The sequence below is a fragment of the Streptomyces flavofungini genome (assembly GCF_030388665.1).
Classification (GTDB): Bacteria; Actinomycetota; Actinomycetes; order Streptomycetales; family Streptomycetaceae; genus Streptomyces; species Streptomyces flavofungini_A.
This window is the reverse complement of sequence record NZ_CP128846.1, coordinates 8,031,879-8,047,417: the sequence shown is the minus strand read 5'-3', so window position 1 is coordinate 8,047,417 and position 15,539 is coordinate 8,031,879. Positions and strand designations below refer to the sequence as shown.

The window sequence follows — 15,539 nt, the reverse complement described above, 5'->3', positions numbered from 1 at the left end:
ACGGCGGCACGGGAAAGCACCGCACCGCACGGGAATGCCCGGGAGAGAGGGAGCGAGCCGATGAGCCAGCAGGCACTCGTCATGGGCGTGGCCGGCAAGGAGCCGAAGGTCGACCAGGAGGCCTTCACGGCCCCCACGTCGGTGGTGATCGGCGAGGTGACGCTGAGCGCGGGCGCGAGCACCTGGTACGGCGCGGTGCTGCGCGCCGACTGCGGTCCCATCGAGGTCGGGGCCGACAGCAACATCCAGGACAACTGCACCCTGCACGTCGACCCGGGCTTCCCGATGTCCATCGGCGAGCGCGTCTCGGTCGGCCACAACGCGGTCCTGCACGGCTGCACCGTCGAGGACGACTGCCTGATCGGCATGGGTGCCACCGTCCTCAACGGCGCGGTGATCGGCGCCGGTTCGCTCGTCGCCGCGCAGGCGCTGGTGCCGCAGGGCATGCGGGTGCCGCCCGGCTCGCTGGTCGCGGGCGTCCCCGCGAAGGTCAAGCGCGAGCTCACCGAGGAGGAGCGCGCGGGCATCTCCCTCAACGGCACCCTGTACGTGGAGTTGGCCAAGGCGCACCGCGAGGCCAACGCGGCCCGGGAGAGCCGGGGCCCGTCCGGGGGCCGAGCGGGCTCGGCGGGCTGAGGCGCGCGTGCCGCCCGCCGGGGCCGATGTCGGTCCCGGCGGGCGGTCGGTCCGTCAGCCGTGCTGCCGCACGCAGGTCAGATCCTTGCCCGGCAGCTTGCCCGTGGCCAGGTAGGTGTTGACGTTCGCGTCCACGCAGGCGTTGCCGTAGAAGCCGTAGATCCCGTGCCGGTTGGCGCCCTTCAGGGTGATCAGCCTGGAGCTGGGCAGCAGGTCGCGCAGCCCCACGGTGCCCTCGTAGGTGGCGCGCGGGTCACCGGTCGCGCCCACGAGGAGCGCCGGGGCGTCGCGCCTGACCTGGGTGGGCTCCTCTCGGGGGCGGTCCCAGAAGGCGCACGGGGTGATGTTGTTGGTCAGCGGTCCCATGACCGGGTGCGCGGCGCGGCTGCGCTCGATGTCGCGCCAGTAGCGCTCCGGGTCGCGCGGGGCCGCCGAGTCGCCGCACAGGATCGCCGTCTGCACGCTGCCGTAGTGCGAGTCCTTGCCGGTGACGTAGGACCGCAGGGCCGCCGTGAACTCCGGTGAGAGCCGGGTCGGTTGCCCCTGCGCCGCCTTGACGAGCACGGACACCTGCTCGCCGAAGGCCGCCCTCGCCTCGTCGGTGTCGTCGGCGATGCCCATGACGAGCAGCGTCGGCACCGTGGTGTCGTCGAGCCGGAAGGTGTCGGGGGCGGTGCCCACGGTCAGCCCGCGCGCGGACGCCTCGACGGTGCGGTCGACGGCGGCGAGCACCTGGGCGCGGGTGCGGCCGAGGCCGTACGTGTCGTGCCGCCGCGCCGCCCACGCCGCCCAGTCGGACAGCGCCCGGTCGTTCTCGGGCTCGGCGCCGCGCAGCAGCCGGGGTTGGTAGCGGCGCGGGTCGATCGCGCCGTCGAGGACGACGCGGTCGTGGCGGCCGGGGAACATCTGGGTGTAGACGGTGCCGAGGTAGGTGCCGTACGAGTAGCCCAGATAGGAGATCTTCCGCTCGCCGAGGGCGCCGCGGATGACGTCCATGTCGCGGGCGGTGTCGCGGGTGGTGACGAACGGCAGCACGGACTTGTTGGTGGCGCGGCACCTGGCGGCCAGGTCCTTGTGCAGGGCGACCTGCCGGTCGAAGCCCGCGCGGCCGGTCCCGGCGGAGAAGACGGCGCTGGAGACGGGCCACCCGCAGTCCAAGGGGTCGCTGCGGCCGACGAAGCGCGGGTCGACGCCGATGATGTCGTAGCGCGCGGCGACGTCCTTCATCGCCCGGTGGATGTCCGGGGCGTCACCGATCGATGGGCCTCCGGGGCCGCCGCCGTTCAGGAGCAGCGGGCCGACGCGGTGGCGGGTGTCGGTGGCCTTGATCCGCGATATGGCGACGGTCATGGTGCGGCCACCGGGGTCGGAGTAGTCGACGGGCACGGTCACGTCCGCGCAGCGGGCGCCCGCCTTCGCCAGGGCGCGGCCCGTCTCGTCGTCCGGCCCGAGGACGCAGCCGCGCCAGTCGAGGCGCTGGTCGTAGAAGCGGTCGAGGCCGGGGCCGGGAGCCGGGGTGGCCCCGCCGCGTGCGGCCGCGGGGGTCGTGGTCGCCGAGGCGAGGGCGGGGGCGGCGGTGACGCAGGCGGCGAGGGCGAGGCCGACGGCCGAGGTGCGACGCACGGCGGCGCGGGTGCGTGTCACGGGTTCTCCTTGGGGCGCGGGGTGCGGTCGGGGGGACACAGGGCGCTGTCGACGACAGCCCGGAAGTCGTGTTCGGCGAGGTCGGTGGCGGGCACCTGGTTGAGGGCGAGGGCGACGGCGCGGCCGCCGGGGCCGATCGCGCCGAGGGCACGGTGGCCGCCGGGAACCGTGCCGCCGTGCCCCCACCAGCGCCCGCCGCACGACAGCGGCGAGGAGATCAGGCCGAGGCCGTACCGGGCGCCGGGCCAGAGCCGGTCCGGGTCGGCGGGGACGGTGCGCTTCATCTGGGCGAGCCAGCGCGCGGGCAGCAGCTTTCCGCCGAACAGCGCGCCGAAGAAGCGGTTGACGTCGGCGGGAGTCGAGACCAGGGCGCCGCCCGCGCCGCCGAAGGTCATGTTCCACTCGGTGCCGTCGACGCGGGCGGGTGGTGTGCCGTCGGGATTGGCGGACGGCGTGCCACCAGCCGTGGACGGCGGCGTGCCGTCGACCCTGAGGCGAGCCTCGCCGTCCCGCTCCCCGTCCGGGCCGTCGGGGAAGTAACTCCGTGAGTGCGCGCCCCGGATGCGCGTGCCGTCGCCGGGCCAATAGGTGTCGCGCAGGCCGAGCTCGCGGATGATGCGACGGTTCACCTCCGCCTCGACGCGGTGCCCTGTGACCTTCTCGACGATGAGTCCGGCGACGACGGTGTTGGTCGTCGCGTAGTGCCACTTCTTGTCCGGGTGCGGCATCGTGAGGGCGGCGGCGATCTGTTCGCGGGGCTCGAAGTGCCGGAAGCGCCACTCGTGCACGGGCCGCTCGGCGAGGGCTTCGACGTAGTCGGGAAGTCCGCTGGTGTGCTGGAGGAGCTGACGCACGGTGATCTCGCGGCCGTCGTGGCCGTTGCCCCGGATCAGTCCGGGCAGATAGCGCTCGACGGGCGCGTCGAGGCCGATCCGGCCCTCGGCGGCGAGCTGCACGACGACGGTGGCGGTGAACGTCTTGCTGACGCTGCCGATCCGCAGCCGGTCCCCCGCGGCCATCCCGCGGCCGCTGTCCAGGTCGGCGACGCCGCGCGCGACGGACCAGCGCCCGCAGCGCCGGTCGACCACCTCGGCGGCGGCACCGGGGATGCCGTGGCGGCCGACGAGGGGCCTCAGGGAGCCCTCGACCGCGCCGCGCGCCGCGTCACAGCCGGGCGGCGGGCCGGATGCCGGGGCCGTCGGAAGGGACTCGGCGCCGGGGCGGGCCGCCGCGTCCGCCGCCGGAACGAGCAGCGTCAGAGCGGCCGCCACGACGGCCACCGCGCTCGCCCGCCCGGCTCGGCGTCGCCCGGGTAAGAGCGCTCTTTTCTCGGTGTGTTCTCCACATGTCATGTCGACCGACGCTAGGGATCCGGAACCCCGCGCTCACTGGGGCCCGCCCCCGGAAGCGGACGGGGGCAGACCCCCCGGAACCCCAGGGAGAGCAGGCCGCACCCCATGGCGGCGGCCGTGGGGGGACCCGCACGACCAGGGGGCGTGCGGAAGCACGAGCGGAGCCCTGGCGGTGCGGGGCGCCGGGCGCACATGCGCGTACCCGCTCGCGCGCGCCGCACGAGCGGGTACGGAAATGGGTGTACGGGGCGTGGGGACGGGGCCGGTCCACGGCCGCCCCGGACCGGCTCAGCCTCCGGCGGAGCTCCGGGTGGCCGCGAGAGCCGCCTCGCCCACGGCGGGGGCGGCAGCGCCGTCCGTCCCGGTGGCCGCGCCGGCCCCCGCCTGCCCGGGCACCTGGGCCCCGGCCGACGCCGCGTGCTCCTCCGCCGCCTTCTTGGCCCGCCGCTTCACGAGCAGCATCGAGCCGATGCCGATGAGGACGGCGATGCCGAGACCGACGTACGAGAAGCGCTTGAGCCAGTCCTCCGCGACCACGCCGATGTAATAGATCACGGCGGTGGTGCCGCCCGCCCACACGATGCCGCCGAGTACGTTGGCGATGGCGAACTTCCAGTACGGCATCCGCAGCACACCGGCGAGCGGCCCGGCGAAGATCCGCAGGAGCGCCACGAAGCGGCCGAAGAAGACCGCCCACATGCCCCACTTCTGGAACGACCGCTCGGCGCTGCCGACGTTCGCCGCGCTGAAGTGCTTGGGGAACTTCCGTTCCAGCCAGGCGAGGAGTGGTCGGCCGCCCTTGCGCCCGATCGCGTAGCCGATGGAGTCGCCGATCACCGCGCCCGCGACGGCGCAGGAGCCGAGGATCACCGGGTTCACCTCGCCGTGCTGCGACGAGAGCAGCGCGGCGGAGACGAGGACGATCTCGCCGGGCAGCGGGATGCCCAGTGACTCCAGGCCGATGACGAGGCCCACGAGGAGGTAGACGCTGACGGCCGGTACGTTCTCCAGCCACTCCTGGACGTGCAACCCCGGTTCCTTCCGCTGTGCTGGTGGCTCCCCCCGCGTGCGCGTCCTTGTCGATCACGCACGACGGGGAATCCTACCTGTTCAGCGGGGTGCGGCCGCGTCCCACAGAGCGCAGTGGTGCGCCCGGTGCACGGCCGGGTCGAGCGTGGTGCCGCCCGCCGATCCGGTGCGCAGCGAGAGGGTGTCACCGGGGTGAGTGCGCTGGTCGGGAGCCGGTGGGGCGCCGTCCGCGCGGGGCACTCCGGAATGGATGAAGGAGCCCCAGTACGCGGTCATCTGCCGGGCCAGGGCGCGCTGTTCGGCGTTCAGGGGCGAGCGCAGGCCGAAGTGTTGGAACAGATATTGCACTTCGTTCACGTGCGTGGCGCCGAAGGCGAAGTCCGTGCCCAGGTCGCGCAGGCTGGCGAAGGGCGGCGAGGTGCGGTCCGCGAACTCGTAGGCGTAGACCGGCCCGCGCCCCGCCAGGGAGCGGTCGAGCCGCAGGGCCGGGCAGGCGAACAACTGGTCGCCGATGGTCGCGGCGAGGGCGTGCGTGGGCGAGGGGTACCGGCCGAGCGGGTAGCGGCGCGCCACCCGCTCCGCGAGCCCGGCTCCGTACCTCTCCTCCAGGACGGCCGGGTACCGCTCGGCGGTGAGCGGCCTGCCCTTCCCGTCGAACTGTGCGAAGGCGAAGAGCGTGCCCTCGTCGGTGTTCGCGCCGTTCAGCACGGGCACCTTCGCCGCACTGCCCCGCTCGAACGCCTCCTCGGGCTGTACGGGCAGGAAGTTCCCGCCGACGACCGGACCCCAGTCGAACGCCGCCTGCGCCGCGAGGAGGTCCTTGGCGGGCTTGCGCCGCAGGCACGCGAGGGCGGTGGCCGCGTCCGGGCAGCCCGCCTTCCCGGCGAACGCGGCGCCGTCCACGGCCGCCTGCCGCCGGGTACGGCCGGCACAGTTGTCGTACGCCCCGCTCTGGATGACGGCCGCGCGGAACAGGCCGCGACCGGTCGGCGATGCGAGGTGGGTGCAGACGGAGCGTCCGCCCGCGGACTCACCCGCGACGGTCACGCGCCGCGGGTCGCCGCCGAACCGTCCGATGTTGGCGCGCACCCAGCGCAGCGCCGCTTGCTGGTCGAGCAGTCCGTAGTTCCCCGACACCCCGTCGGAGGCCTCGCCGTCGAGCGCCGGTGAGGCGAGGAAGCCCAGGGCGCCCAGGCGGTAGTTGACGGTGACCACCACGGTGCCGGTGGTGCGGGCGAAGCGCTCCGGTACCACGTCCTCGCCCGCGCCCGCGGTGAGCCCGCCGCCGTGCAGCCAGACGAGGACGGGCCGCCGCGCGTCGTCCGTGGTCCGCGCGGGCCCGGCCCGCCCTGCGGGCGCGTACACGTTCAACGCGAGACAGTCCTCCGTGTGACTGGGCTTCTCGTACCCCGGGTCCCAACTCGCCGTCTGCACACAGCGGTTGCCGAACTCCGTGGCCGCGCGCACGCCGTGCCACGGGGCGACCGGGCGCGGCTCCTTCCAGCGCAGCGCACCGACGGGCTGTCGCGCGTACGGAATCCCCAGGAACCGGCGCCCCTCGTCCGTGACCCGCCCGCGTACGCGACCCGCGTCGGTCCGCACCACCACGGAACCACCCGCGCCGCCGGACCCGGCCCGCTCCCCCCGCTCCCCCGCCCCGGCCTGCGCGGTCCGGCCTGCCTGCCCGGCCTGCCCGGCCTGCGCGGCCCACCCGGCAGACACCACCTGCCCGTCCCGCCCCGGCTGCCCCGCCCGCGCCGCCTCCGGCGCGAACCCCACCGCCCCGGCCACCATCAGCACACCGACGGCCGCCACGGCCCGCCCCACCCGTCCACCCGCACGCCGACCGCTCCTCACACCCGCACCGCCTTCACGTCGATGGCACCGGACCGGAAAGAGCCAACCAACTCCTGGGCGGAGACGCCCCCGTGCACCTGCCGTCGGCCCACTGACAAGAGAAGGTCGTGTACGCAAGAGAAGGTCGTGTACGACAGCCCGTGGCCGAAGCCGGACGCCCGCCCCTCACGCCCCATCACCCGCCTTTGGTGGCAAGCCATTTCGGGACCGAGGGCGACGGCGAGCCGCACCGACCCCGCGCGCACCGCGCACCGCGCACGAGGGCGGCCTTCTCCTCAAGAGTGAGCGCGCGGACCAGGTACTCCGCGCGGGACACGGTGTCGGGCACGGGCGCCACCTCCGCCGTCTGACGCACCGTCGGATTCCATCGGTGCGGCGGAAAAGCTACGACCGGTGGTGACTCGTGTCAATGCCCCCAGTGCGGACGGCGTACAAACCGCCCGCACACCGCCCACTCCCGGGATCTCGGCGCCCTCCTTCACCACGACCGTGCAGCTTCCGTCCGCACGCCCGTAGCGCGGCCCGCGTCGACGACTCAATCGTCGCTGTCGCCCCCGCTGCGGCACCCCACCCGCCCCTGCCAGGTGGACGTCGGCGCGGGCCGTTCCCGCTCGCGCGTCCGGTCCGGGTACGCCGGGCCGCCGCGCACCGCCGCGGCGATCCGCGCCGCCATGAGCCCCTGGCCCCACGCGATCGCCGCCGCCCGCCCGCGGAAGGCGACGGCGGCGGCCAGGACGGCGAAGAGCCCGACCGCCCCGGCGGCGACGAGGTAGCCGTCGAGGGGGTCGGGCTCCACTGCGGTGCCGCCCGCGGGGAAGAAGGAGACCCCCGACAGGAGCCACACCCCGAACACCACGAAGAGGACGGCCCCTTCGAGCAGGAAGAGGCCGACGGCGGTGGCGATGTCCGCGCGCCGACCGATGCCGGCGCCGTCGGACGCGTCGAAGGCGGGTGGCGCGCTCGGCAGGCTCATGCCCCCCCTGCTCGGCGCCGGGCCCCGCCCGCACCTGAGTACGGATACTCAGGCACTCGACTCCACGGGCACGGACCCGGACGAGATCACCGAGCCCTGCGCCAGCGGCACTTCGGGCCCGGCGGACCACTCCGGCCCGCCGAACCGCTCCGGGCTACTTCGGCTCGTTGGGGCGGAGCGTCCACACGACGGTCATCTCGCCGGTCACGGCGCCGTCCTCGCGCGTGATGGCGATCGCGACCGGGAACTCCGGGCGCTGCCCCGCGTCCAGTTCGGCGACCACGTCGGCGACCGGGCGGCCGAGCGTGGCGGTGGCCGTGACCGTCCCCATCGCGAGCTTCTTGTACGCGATGTCGGCGCGCACCGCGAGCGGCACGGCCCGCGAGAGCTGCGCCCCGAAGGCGGCGAGCACGATGGCGCCGCTCGCGGACTCGCCCAGCGTGAACATGGCTCCGGCGTGCGGTCCGCCCACGTGGTTGTGGTACTCGCTCTGATCCGGAAGCACGACCACAGCCCGCTCGGGCGTGGTCTCGCCGAACGTGAGGTTCAGGGTCTTGGCCATCGGGACGGTGGCGGCGAGCATCTCGCCGATCGACATCTGGTCTGCGCTCATGCACGGGATGTTACCCACGAGTAGCCTCCCTTGGCCAGGGGTTCGCCCCCCCGGGGACCCGGGACCGCCCGGCACCCCGGCCCGCACCGGACCGCCAGCCCGCGCGTCCGCCTCCCTCCGGCCGCCCCGCCGCACCCAATCCCCCGCATCCGGGGCACTCTCGGCAACGGCGAGGGCACGCGCGGCCGCCCCCACCCCGCACCCGTATCGTGATCCGCCATGAGCCCGCAGGACCAGAACCCGTACCAGCAGCCCGGGTACCAGCAGCCGAACCCCTACCAGCAGCCGGGATATCAGCAGCCCCAGCAGCCCGGCCACGCGCAGCCCGGCGCCTACCAGCAGCCCACCGCCGGGCCGCAGGGGCAGTGGGCCGGCGCCCCGACCCACCCGGGCGCGCCGCAGCCGCCGGATGCGGGCGGCAGCGGAAACGGCGGCGGGAACCGGACCAAGGTCATCGCGATCGTCGCTGCGGCCGCCGTGGTCGTGGCCGTGGGCGTCACCGGCTTTCTCATACTCGGCGACGACAACGACAAGTCCGACAAGGCGGGCAAGGCCGACTCCTCGGAGCAGGCGGCCGACAAGCCGTCCTCGCCGTCGGACGGCGACGACAGCGGCCGGGGCACGGACAGCGGCGAGCCGAAGCCGACCGTGCCGGGCTGGCAGGTCGTGGTGAACCCCAAGTGGGGCACCGCCTTCGACGTACCGCCCACCTGGCAGGTGGCGGGTCCGGGCCGGGCCATCAACATGGAGGACCACAAGACGGGCGAGCCGGTGGCGACGATGGGTTCGCCCGCCGTCCTCAAGCCCAAGTGGTGCACCTCCGACGAGGACAAGGACGGCCGGTCCGAGGACACCGAGCTGGCCGCGGCGGGCACCAAGGGCGGGCGCGGCGGCAAGAACACCGACGAGGTCGCGATCAACACCGTCGGCTGGTGGATCTACGGCGGCTACACGCAGCCGGACAAGAAGACCATGACGTACGACGAGAAGGCGAAGCCGTACACCACCAAGTCCGGCATCAAGGGCAGCATCGCGTGGGGCAAGTCGACGAACACGCCCCAGCGGGGCAAGTGCGCGTCCGACGGCAAGGCGATCACGTTCGGCTTCAAGAACTCCGAGGGCGAGTTCGTGTCCTGGAGCCTGTACGGCGCCCGGGGCGTCCAGGAGGAGATCCCGGACGCGACGATCATGAAGATCCTCTCGACGGTGCGGCTGCACGGCAAACCGACGGGCTGACGCACTGATCTCACGCCCATCAGTACTACTTCTTCACCACTTCGTCACTGCTTCGTCCGCCCCCGGCTCCGGTGCCGGTCCGGCAGTCGACCGGGCGTGGCACCCGGGGCCCGGCCCATCTATGGTTACTGGCCATGTGGCCAGAACAGCAGCCGCCCGGGGGCGAGCAGAACCCGCAGGACCAGGGTCAGAACCCGTACCAGCAGCCCGGGTACCAGCAGCCCAATCCGTATCAGCAGCCCGGCTACCAGCAACAGCCCGGGCCCCAGCAGCCCAATCCCTACCAGCAGCCGCCCGCCGGGCAGCCCCCCGTGGGCCCGCCCACGCAGCCCGGGCAGCCGCAGTGGGGCGCGCCGACGTTCCCGATGGGGACGCCCCAGGCGGGCGGGCCCGACCAGAGCGGCGGTGGGAGCGGCGGCGGCAACAAGACCAAGGTCACGGCCATCGTCGCAGCGATCGCCGTGGTCGCGGCCGCGGGCGTCACCGGTTTCCTGGTCCTCGGCGGTGACGGCGACGACGACAAGGCGGACAAGGCGGCCCCCAAGCCGTCGAAGTCCGTCACCAAGAAGCCGAGCCCCACGGCGTCGGACGACGACAACCCGCGCGGCACGGACGGCGACCCCAAGCCGACCATCCCCGGCTGGCAGGTCGTGGTGAACCCCAAGTGGGGCACCGCCTTCGACGTCCCGGCGGACTGGACGATCAAGTCGCCGGACACCTTCATCGGTTTCGAGGACCGCAAGAAGGACGACGGCAGCGCGCTGATCATCATGTCCGCGCCCGCCATCTTCAAAGAGAAGTGGTGCACGTCCGACGACGACAAGGACGGGCGGAAGGACGACACCGCGCTCGCGGTCGTCGGCACCAAGGGCCAGAACGGCGCCAAGAACACCAAGGACGTCGCCCGCAACGACTCGGCGTGGTGGGTCTTCGGCGGCTACACCGGCCAGAAGAAGTCCGACAAGAAGAAGATCAAGATCGGCGAGGTCAAGTCGTACACCACCAAGGCCGGCATCAAGGGCAGTGTCACGACGTCCACGACGTCCGGTGCCGCCGGCTCGGACAAGTGCGACTCCGAGGGCAAGGCCACGACGTTCGCGTTCAAGAACGCGTCGGGTGACTACGTGGCCTGGTCGATGTACGGCGCCAAGGGCGTGAAGGACGAGGTCTCCGACGCCCAGGTGAAGAAGATCCTCTCGACGGTGCGGCTGCATGGCGACCCCGAGGACGCCTCCTGAGCCCGACTCGCCGTCGCGCCGAGTTCTGCCCACGCCGGGCCACGTCCCGGCGCGCTCGGACCGCGCGCCCGCCGCGCCGGTCCTGAGTCCCGAACCGATTCTCCGGTCGCCGTGACGGCGACCGGAGAATCGGCTTGTCATGACTATGCCCCGCCGGGGATAGTCCCGTGGTGATCTCTCCCGCCCCGTCCCGCCGCCCCTCGTGGGCCAGTCGCAACTACACGCTCCTCACCGCCGCCGCGATCATCACCAACCTCGGCGGCCACGGCGCGCTCATCGCGGCGGCGTTCGCCGTGCTCGACTCCGGGGGCGACGGCGGCGACGTCGGTCTGGTCGCCGCCGCCCGGACGCTGCCGCTGGTGCTGTTCCTGCTCGTCGGCGGCGCGGTGGCCGACCGGCTGCCGCGGCACCACGTCATGGTCGCCGCCAACGCCCTCAACTGCGTCTCCCAGGCCGCGTTCGCCGCCGTCGTGCTCGCCGGTGATCCGCAGCTGTGGCAGATGATGCTGCTCACCGCGCTCGGCGGTACCGGCCAGGCCTTCTTCGGGCCCGCGTCCGAGGGCATGCTCCTGTCGTCCGTCACCGGCGAGCAGGCCGGGCGCGCCTTCGCGCTGTACCGGATGGCCATGCAGGGCGCGGGCCTCGGCGGCGCGGCGCTCGGCGGCCTGCTGGTCGCGGTGATCGGGCCCGGCTGGGTGCTCGCCGTGGACGCGGTGGCGTTCGCCGCCGCGGGCGCGCTGCGCGTGTTCCTCGACGTCGGCCACATCCCGCGGCGCGCCCCCGGCGGCGGGCTGCTCGCCGATCTGCGGGACGGCTGGCGCGAGTTCGTCGGGCGGCCCTGGCTGTGGTCGATCGTGGCGCAGTTCTCGGTGGTGGTGGCGGTCGTCGGCGCGGCCGAGTCCGTGTTCGGGCCGCTGGTCGCCGAGGACGAGCTGGGCGGCGCGGGGCCGTGGGGGCTCGCGCTCGGGGCGTTCGGCGCGGGCACGGTCGGCGGGGCGCTCCTGATGATGCGCTGGAAGCCGCGGCGGCTGCTGCTCGCCGGTACGCTGTGCGTCTTCCCGCTGGCCGCGCCGTCCGCGGCGCTCGCGGTGCCGCTGCCGGTGGCCGGGCTCGCCGCGGTGATGTTCGTGAGCGGTGTCGCCATCGAGGTGTTCGGCGTCTCGTGGATGACGGCCATGCACCAGGAGATCCCGGAGGAGAAGCTGTCGCGCGTCGCGGCGTACGACTGGTTCGGCTCCGTGGCGATGGTGCCGCTGGCCACGGCGCTCGCAGGCCCCGCCGAGCAGACCTTCGGCCGGTCGAACTCCCTGTGGGGGTGCGCGATCCTCGTGGTCGTGGTGACGGCGGCGGTGCTGCTCGTGCCGGACGTGCGGAACCTGACGCGGCGCACGAACGCGGTGGTGGCCGCACAGGCACCGGCGGCCGAGGCGGCGACTTCGGTCCCGGTGCCGTCGGAGAAACCGTCGGCCTGAGCCGGGGCCGAGGGCCGGGTCCGGGGGGCCGGACTCGGAGGCGACGCCCGACGCTCCGCGCTCAGCCGACGCTGAACGCCCCGTCCGGCGGCTCCGGCGAGGCCTCGGCGTCCGCGTCCCGCACGACCCGAGCGTCCCCGATGAAGCCCCGCAGCGCCTCCCCGTGCACGACCCGCGCGGGGAACGTGTCCGCGGCGGTGCGCCGGACGAGCGCGTCCACGTCGACCGGTTCACGGGAGGCGAGCAGCACGGCGTTGCCGAAGCGGCGGCCGCGCAGCACGGCCGGCTCGGCGATCAGCGCGAGCTCCTCGAAGACCGTGGCGAAGGTGGCCAGTTGGGAGCGGAGGAAGGCGAAGGGAGCGCCGTCGGCGAGGTTCGCGGCGTAGCAGCCGTCCGCGCGCAGCACACGGCGCACGGCACGGGCGTACGCGTCCGACGTGAGGTGCGCGGGCACCCGGGAGCCGCCGAAGGCGTCGCCCACGACCACGTCGGCGCTCGCCGCGGGCGCGGCCTCCACCCAGGCGCGGGCGTCCGCGCCGTGCGTGGTGATCCCGGACCCCGCGGGCAGCGGCAGTTCCTCGACGACGAGTTCGAGCAGCCCCCGGTCCGCGTCGACCACGTCCTGCCGCGAACCCGGCCGGGTCACGGCGACATAGCGCGGCAGCGTGAGGGCGCCTCCACCGAGGTGCACCACGCCCAGCGGGCGGCCCGGCGCGGCGACGGTGTCCAGGAAGTGCCCGAGCCTGCGGGCGTACTCGAACTCCAGGTAGGTGGGCTCGTCCAGGTCGACGTAGGACTGCGGGGCCCCGTCGACGGTCAGGAGCCAGGCGCGCGCCCGGTCCACGTCGGGGAGCAGCTTCGCGGTGCCGTGGTCGACGGCGCGGGTGACGGGGACCGGCTCCGCGTCGGAGGGCGCGGCGGCCGACGCCTCGGTACGCGCTTCGGGTATCGCCCCGGCGGGCGCTTCGGGTATCGCCTCGGGTCCGGATCGCTCGGCGGGCTCGTTCACCGCTCCATTGTGCCCGCATCCGTCCCTCTTTCCATGCCCTCGGCAGGGGGTGGGCCCGCCCCCTGACCGGAAGCGGACCCGCCTCTGAGCGGAAGCGGGCCCGCCCTCCGGCCGGAAGTGGCCCGCCCCCGCCGCGACGCCCCGCCGCCGTGGAGCGGCGGGGCGTCGTCCCACGGGACGGGACCGGACGGCAGGGCGTCAGCCGACCTCCGTGACCGTGCCCGCGCCCACGGTCCGCCCGCCCTCGCGGATGGCGAACCCGAGCCCCGGCTCCAGGGGGACCTCGCGGCCCAGCTCCACGGTCAACGTCACCGTGTCGCCGGGCCGGGCGACGGCCGCCTCGCCGAGGTCGATGTCCCCGACCACGTCCGCGGTGCGGATGTAGAACTGCGGGCGGTACCCCGTGGACACCGGAGTGCTGCGGCCGCCCTCACGGGTGGAGAGGACGTACACCTGCGCGGTGAAGCGGCGGCTCGGACTGAGGCTGCCCGGCGCCGCGACCACATGGCCGCGGCGGACGCCGTCGCGTGGCATGCCGCGCAGGAGCAGCGCGACGTTGTCACCGGCCTGCGCGGAGTCCATCGGCTTGCCGAAGGTCTCCAGGCCGGTGACGACCGTCTCGGTGTCGCCGTCGGTGCCGAGCACCTGCACCCGGTCGCCGACGCGGACGGTGCCGCGCTCGACGGCGCCGGTGACGACGGTGCCCCGGCCGGTGATGGTGAGGACGTTCTCGACCGGGAGCAGGAACGGCGCGTCGACGTACCGCTCGGGCATCGGGACGTAGGTGTCCACCGCGTCGAGCAGCGCCTCGATCGACGCCGTCCACCGCGGGTCGCCCGCGAGGGCCTTGAGCCCGGAGACCCGGACCACGGGCACGGTGTCCCCGCTGTACCCGCCGTACCCGTGCGCGGACAACAGCTCGCGGACCTCCAGCTCGACCAGGTCGGTCAGCTCCGGGTCGCCCGCGTCCGCCTTGTTCAGGGCCACGACGATGTGGTCGACGCCGACCTGCCGGGCGAGCAGCACGTGCTCGGCGGTCTGCGGCATGATGCCGTCGAGCGCGGACACGACGAGGATCGCGCCGTCGAGCTGCGCGGCGCCCGTGACCATGTTCTTCACGTAGTCGGCGTGGCCGGGCATGTCGACGTGGGCGTAGTGCCGGGTGTCGGTCTCGTACTCGACGTGCGCGATGTTGATGGTGATGCCGCGCTGCGCCTCCTCAGGAGCCCGGTCGATGCGGTCGAAGGGCACGAACGTGCCGGTGCCGCGCTCGCTGAGGACCTTGGTGATGGCGGCGGTCAGGGTGGTCTTGCCGTGGTCGACGTGGCCCATCGTGCCGATGTTGAGGTGAGGCTTGGTGCGGACGTAAGCCTTCTTGGACATGGTGGTTCCTTCTCCGGAACTCGAAAGGTGTGGCCCGCGGCACGGACGGCCTGCGGACGGGGACCCCCGGGGGCCTGGCCGACCCTCCCCCTGCGGGGTCCGCCGGAATGTCCGGGGAGGGTCAGCTTCGGGCGCCGTCGGAAGGAAGTGCGGCGAGTGCGGCCGGCGGTGCGGTGACCGCGAGGGCGAGCGGCGGGACGGCAGCCTCGACCGCGTCCGCGACTGCGGACGTGAGCGGGAGGGAGGCGTGCCGGAACATGTCGACGATCATTGCTGACGCCCTGGTCCGCGTCGAATCATTTTCCCTGACACACCGGCCGCACAGGGAAGTCCTGACACACCGGCCGCACAGGGCAGTTGTGCCCCGTCAGCCCCCGATGTTCTTCAGCGCCTCGCGCACGGAGAGGGGTGCGAGGGCCTCCCGGTGCCGGGCGACGAAGTCCCGTACGGCGTCGGGGTCCGTCTTCGCGTACTCCCGCAGGCACCAGCCGATGGCCTTGCGGATGAAGAAGTCGGGGTGGCGTGCCTGGCGTTCGCAGTACGCGAAGAGGCGGCCGGTGTCGGTGGCGTGCTTGTAGCGCAGCTGGTGGAGGAGCGCGGTCCTGGCCGCCCACAGGTCCTCGTCCTCGATCCAGGCGTCCATGTCGGCCTTGAGCGCGGGGTCGGCGGCGACGAGGGCGCCCACGACGTGCGCGGCGAGCGCGTCGACGGTGTCCCACCACGGGCGGGTCGTGACCAGGTGCCGGGCGACGGGCAGGAAGCCGGACGAGCACCGCCGCACGTGGCGCCGCAGGTAGTCGACGGCGAAGTACTGGTACTCGCGCTCCGGCAGCTCCCAGCAGCGCAGGGCGATCGCGGCGCAGTCCGCCTCGTCGGGGCGCGGCGTCCCGGCGAGGACGTCCCGGTGCAGCGCGCGCCGCACCGGCGAGGCGAGGCCGAGGAACGGCGCGATGTCCTTCATGTACGCCCGCATGTCCGCGGCCCGGACCGGATCGGCCGCCTCCGCGTAGCGTGCGGCGAGCCGTTCGAGCACGGTGTCGGCCAGAGAACTCGGCGGCACTGTGACGCTCATGAGACGCACCCTACGGCGATCAGTC

At 73.9% G+C, this 15,539-nt stretch carries 14 protein-coding genes; 4 read left to right on the top strand and 10 right to left on the bottom strand.

Translation table 11 applies throughout. The annotated features are described in order from the left end of the window. The first annotated feature begins 60 nt into the window (after positions 1 to 60). Complete coding sequence (locus QUY26_RS34655) at positions 61 to 636, top strand: gamma carbonic anhydrase family protein (RefSeq protein WP_289953703.1); 576 nt, start codon at positions 61 to 63, stop codon at positions 634 to 636. Positions 637 to 690: 54 nt separating this feature from the next. Here the strand turns inward: QUY26_RS34655 and QUY26_RS34650 are convergent, their stop codons facing one another. From QUY26_RS34650 to QUY26_RS34625, 6 genes are all read right to left on the bottom strand, one after another. After that, a complete protein-coding gene (locus QUY26_RS34650; RefSeq protein ID WP_289953700.1) occupies positions 691 to 2,280 on the bottom strand; it encodes an alpha/beta fold hydrolase in 1,590 nt (529 codons plus the stop codon). Beyond that, on the bottom strand, positions 2,277 to 3,551 hold the full coding sequence (locus QUY26_RS34645; protein ID WP_436840453.1) for a serine hydrolase domain-containing protein: 1,275 nt from the start codon (positions 3,549 to 3,551) through the stop codon (positions 2,277 to 2,279). Before QUY26_RS34645 ends, QUY26_RS34650 begins: the two co-directional genes overlap by 4 nt. 369 nt (positions 3,552 to 3,920) lie before the next feature. Beyond that, positions 3,921 to 4,661, bottom strand: coding sequence for a DedA family protein (locus QUY26_RS34640; RefSeq protein ID WP_289953698.1), 741 nt, complete (start codon positions 4,659 to 4,661; stop codon positions 3,921 to 3,923). 81 nt (positions 4,662 to 4,742) lie between these two features. Next, a complete protein-coding gene (locus QUY26_RS34635; protein WP_289953696.1) occupies positions 4,743 to 6,476 on the bottom strand; it encodes a carboxylesterase/lipase family protein in 1,734 nt (577 codons plus the stop codon). Positions 6,477 to 7,053: 577 nt separating this feature from the next. After that, complete coding sequence (locus QUY26_RS34630) at positions 7,054 to 7,491, bottom strand: DUF6234 family protein (RefSeq protein WP_289953694.1); 438 nt, start codon at positions 7,489 to 7,491, stop codon at positions 7,054 to 7,056. A gap of 154 nt (positions 7,492 to 7,645) precedes the next feature. Next, complete coding sequence (locus QUY26_RS34625) at positions 7,646 to 8,104, bottom strand: DUF4442 domain-containing protein (RefSeq protein ID WP_289953692.1); 459 nt, start codon at positions 8,102 to 8,104, stop codon at positions 7,646 to 7,648. Between the two features lie 219 nt (positions 8,105 to 8,323). On the opposite strand from QUY26_RS34625, the gene QUY26_RS34620 reads away from it, so the two are divergent. The 3 genes from QUY26_RS34620 (at position 8,324) to QUY26_RS34610 (ending at position 12,050) form a co-directional block, all read left to right on the top strand. Beyond that, the gene (locus tag QUY26_RS34620) at positions 8,324 to 9,340 is read left to right on the top strand and encodes a hypothetical protein (protein WP_289953691.1); all 1,017 of its coding nucleotides are present in this window, start codon (positions 8,324 to 8,326) and stop codon (positions 9,338 to 9,340) included. A 134-nt stretch (positions 9,341 to 9,474) separates the two neighbouring features. Beyond that, positions 9,475 to 10,578: a hypothetical protein gene (locus tag QUY26_RS34615; protein ID WP_289953690.1), complete on the top strand. Its 1,104-nt coding sequence runs from the start codon at positions 9,475 to 9,477 to the stop codon at positions 10,576 to 10,578. A gap of 167 nt (positions 10,579 to 10,745) precedes the next feature. Further along, on the top strand, positions 10,746 to 12,050 hold the full coding sequence (locus tag QUY26_RS34610) for an MFS transporter (RefSeq protein ID WP_289953688.1): 1,305 nt from the start codon (positions 10,746 to 10,748) through the stop codon (positions 12,048 to 12,050). A 61-nt stretch (positions 12,051 to 12,111) separates the two neighbouring features. On the opposite strand, the gene QUY26_RS34605 is transcribed toward QUY26_RS34610, so the two are convergent. The 4 genes from QUY26_RS34605 to QUY26_RS34590 all read right to left on the bottom strand — a co-directional run bounded on the left by QUY26_RS34605 (position 12,112) and on the right by QUY26_RS34590 (position 15,514). Beyond that, positions 12,112 to 12,999, bottom strand: a complete 888-nt coding sequence (locus tag QUY26_RS34605) for a spermidine synthase (protein ID WP_289956286.1) — start codon at positions 12,997 to 12,999, stop codon at positions 12,112 to 12,114. A 258-nt stretch (positions 13,000 to 13,257) separates the two neighbouring features. Further along, positions 13,258 to 14,442, bottom strand: coding sequence for an elongation factor Tu (gene tuf, locus QUY26_RS34600; RefSeq protein ID WP_289953686.1), 1,185 nt, complete (start codon positions 14,440 to 14,442; stop codon positions 13,258 to 13,260). Between the two features lie 121 nt (positions 14,443 to 14,563). Continuing rightward, positions 14,564 to 14,713 (bottom strand): hypothetical protein, encoded by a 150-nt coding sequence (locus QUY26_RS34595; protein ID WP_289953684.1) that lies wholly within the window; start codon positions 14,711 to 14,713, stop codon positions 14,564 to 14,566. 96 nt (positions 14,714 to 14,809) lie between these two features. Next, positions 14,810 to 15,514 (bottom strand): DNA alkylation repair protein, encoded by a 705-nt coding sequence (locus QUY26_RS34590; RefSeq protein WP_289953682.1) that lies wholly within the window; start codon positions 15,512 to 15,514, stop codon positions 14,810 to 14,812. Positions 15,515 to 15,539 lie beyond the last annotated feature (25 nt).

Coding starts and splice junctions, on each gene's coding strand:
- QUY26_RS34655 (WP_289953703.1), top strand. CDS start 61: ATGAGCCAGCAGGCACTCGTCATGGGCGTGGCCGGCAAGGAGCCGAAG.
- QUY26_RS34630 (WP_289953694.1), bottom strand. CDS start 7,491: ATGAGCCTGCCGAGCGCGCCACCCGCCTTCGACGCGTCCGACGGCGCC.
- QUY26_RS34625 (WP_289953692.1), bottom strand. CDS start 8,104: ATGAGCGCAGACCAGATGTCGATCGGCGAGATGCTCGCCGCCACCGTC.
- QUY26_RS34620 (WP_289953691.1), top strand. CDS start 8,324: ATGAGCCCGCAGGACCAGAACCCGTACCAGCAGCCCGGGTACCAGCAG.
- QUY26_RS34615 (WP_289953690.1), top strand. CDS start 9,475: ATGTGGCCAGAACAGCAGCCGCCCGGGGGCGAGCAGAACCCGCAGGAC.
- tuf (WP_289953686.1), bottom strand. CDS start 14,442: ATGTCCAAGAAGGCTTACGTCCGCACCAAGCCTCACCTCAACATCGGC.
- QUY26_RS34595 (WP_289953684.1), bottom strand. CDS start 14,713: ATGATCGTCGACATGTTCCGGCACGCCTCCCTCCCGCTCACGTCCGCA.
- QUY26_RS34590 (WP_289953682.1), bottom strand. CDS start 15,514: ATGAGCGTCACAGTGCCGCCGAGTTCTCTGGCCGACACCGTGCTCGAA.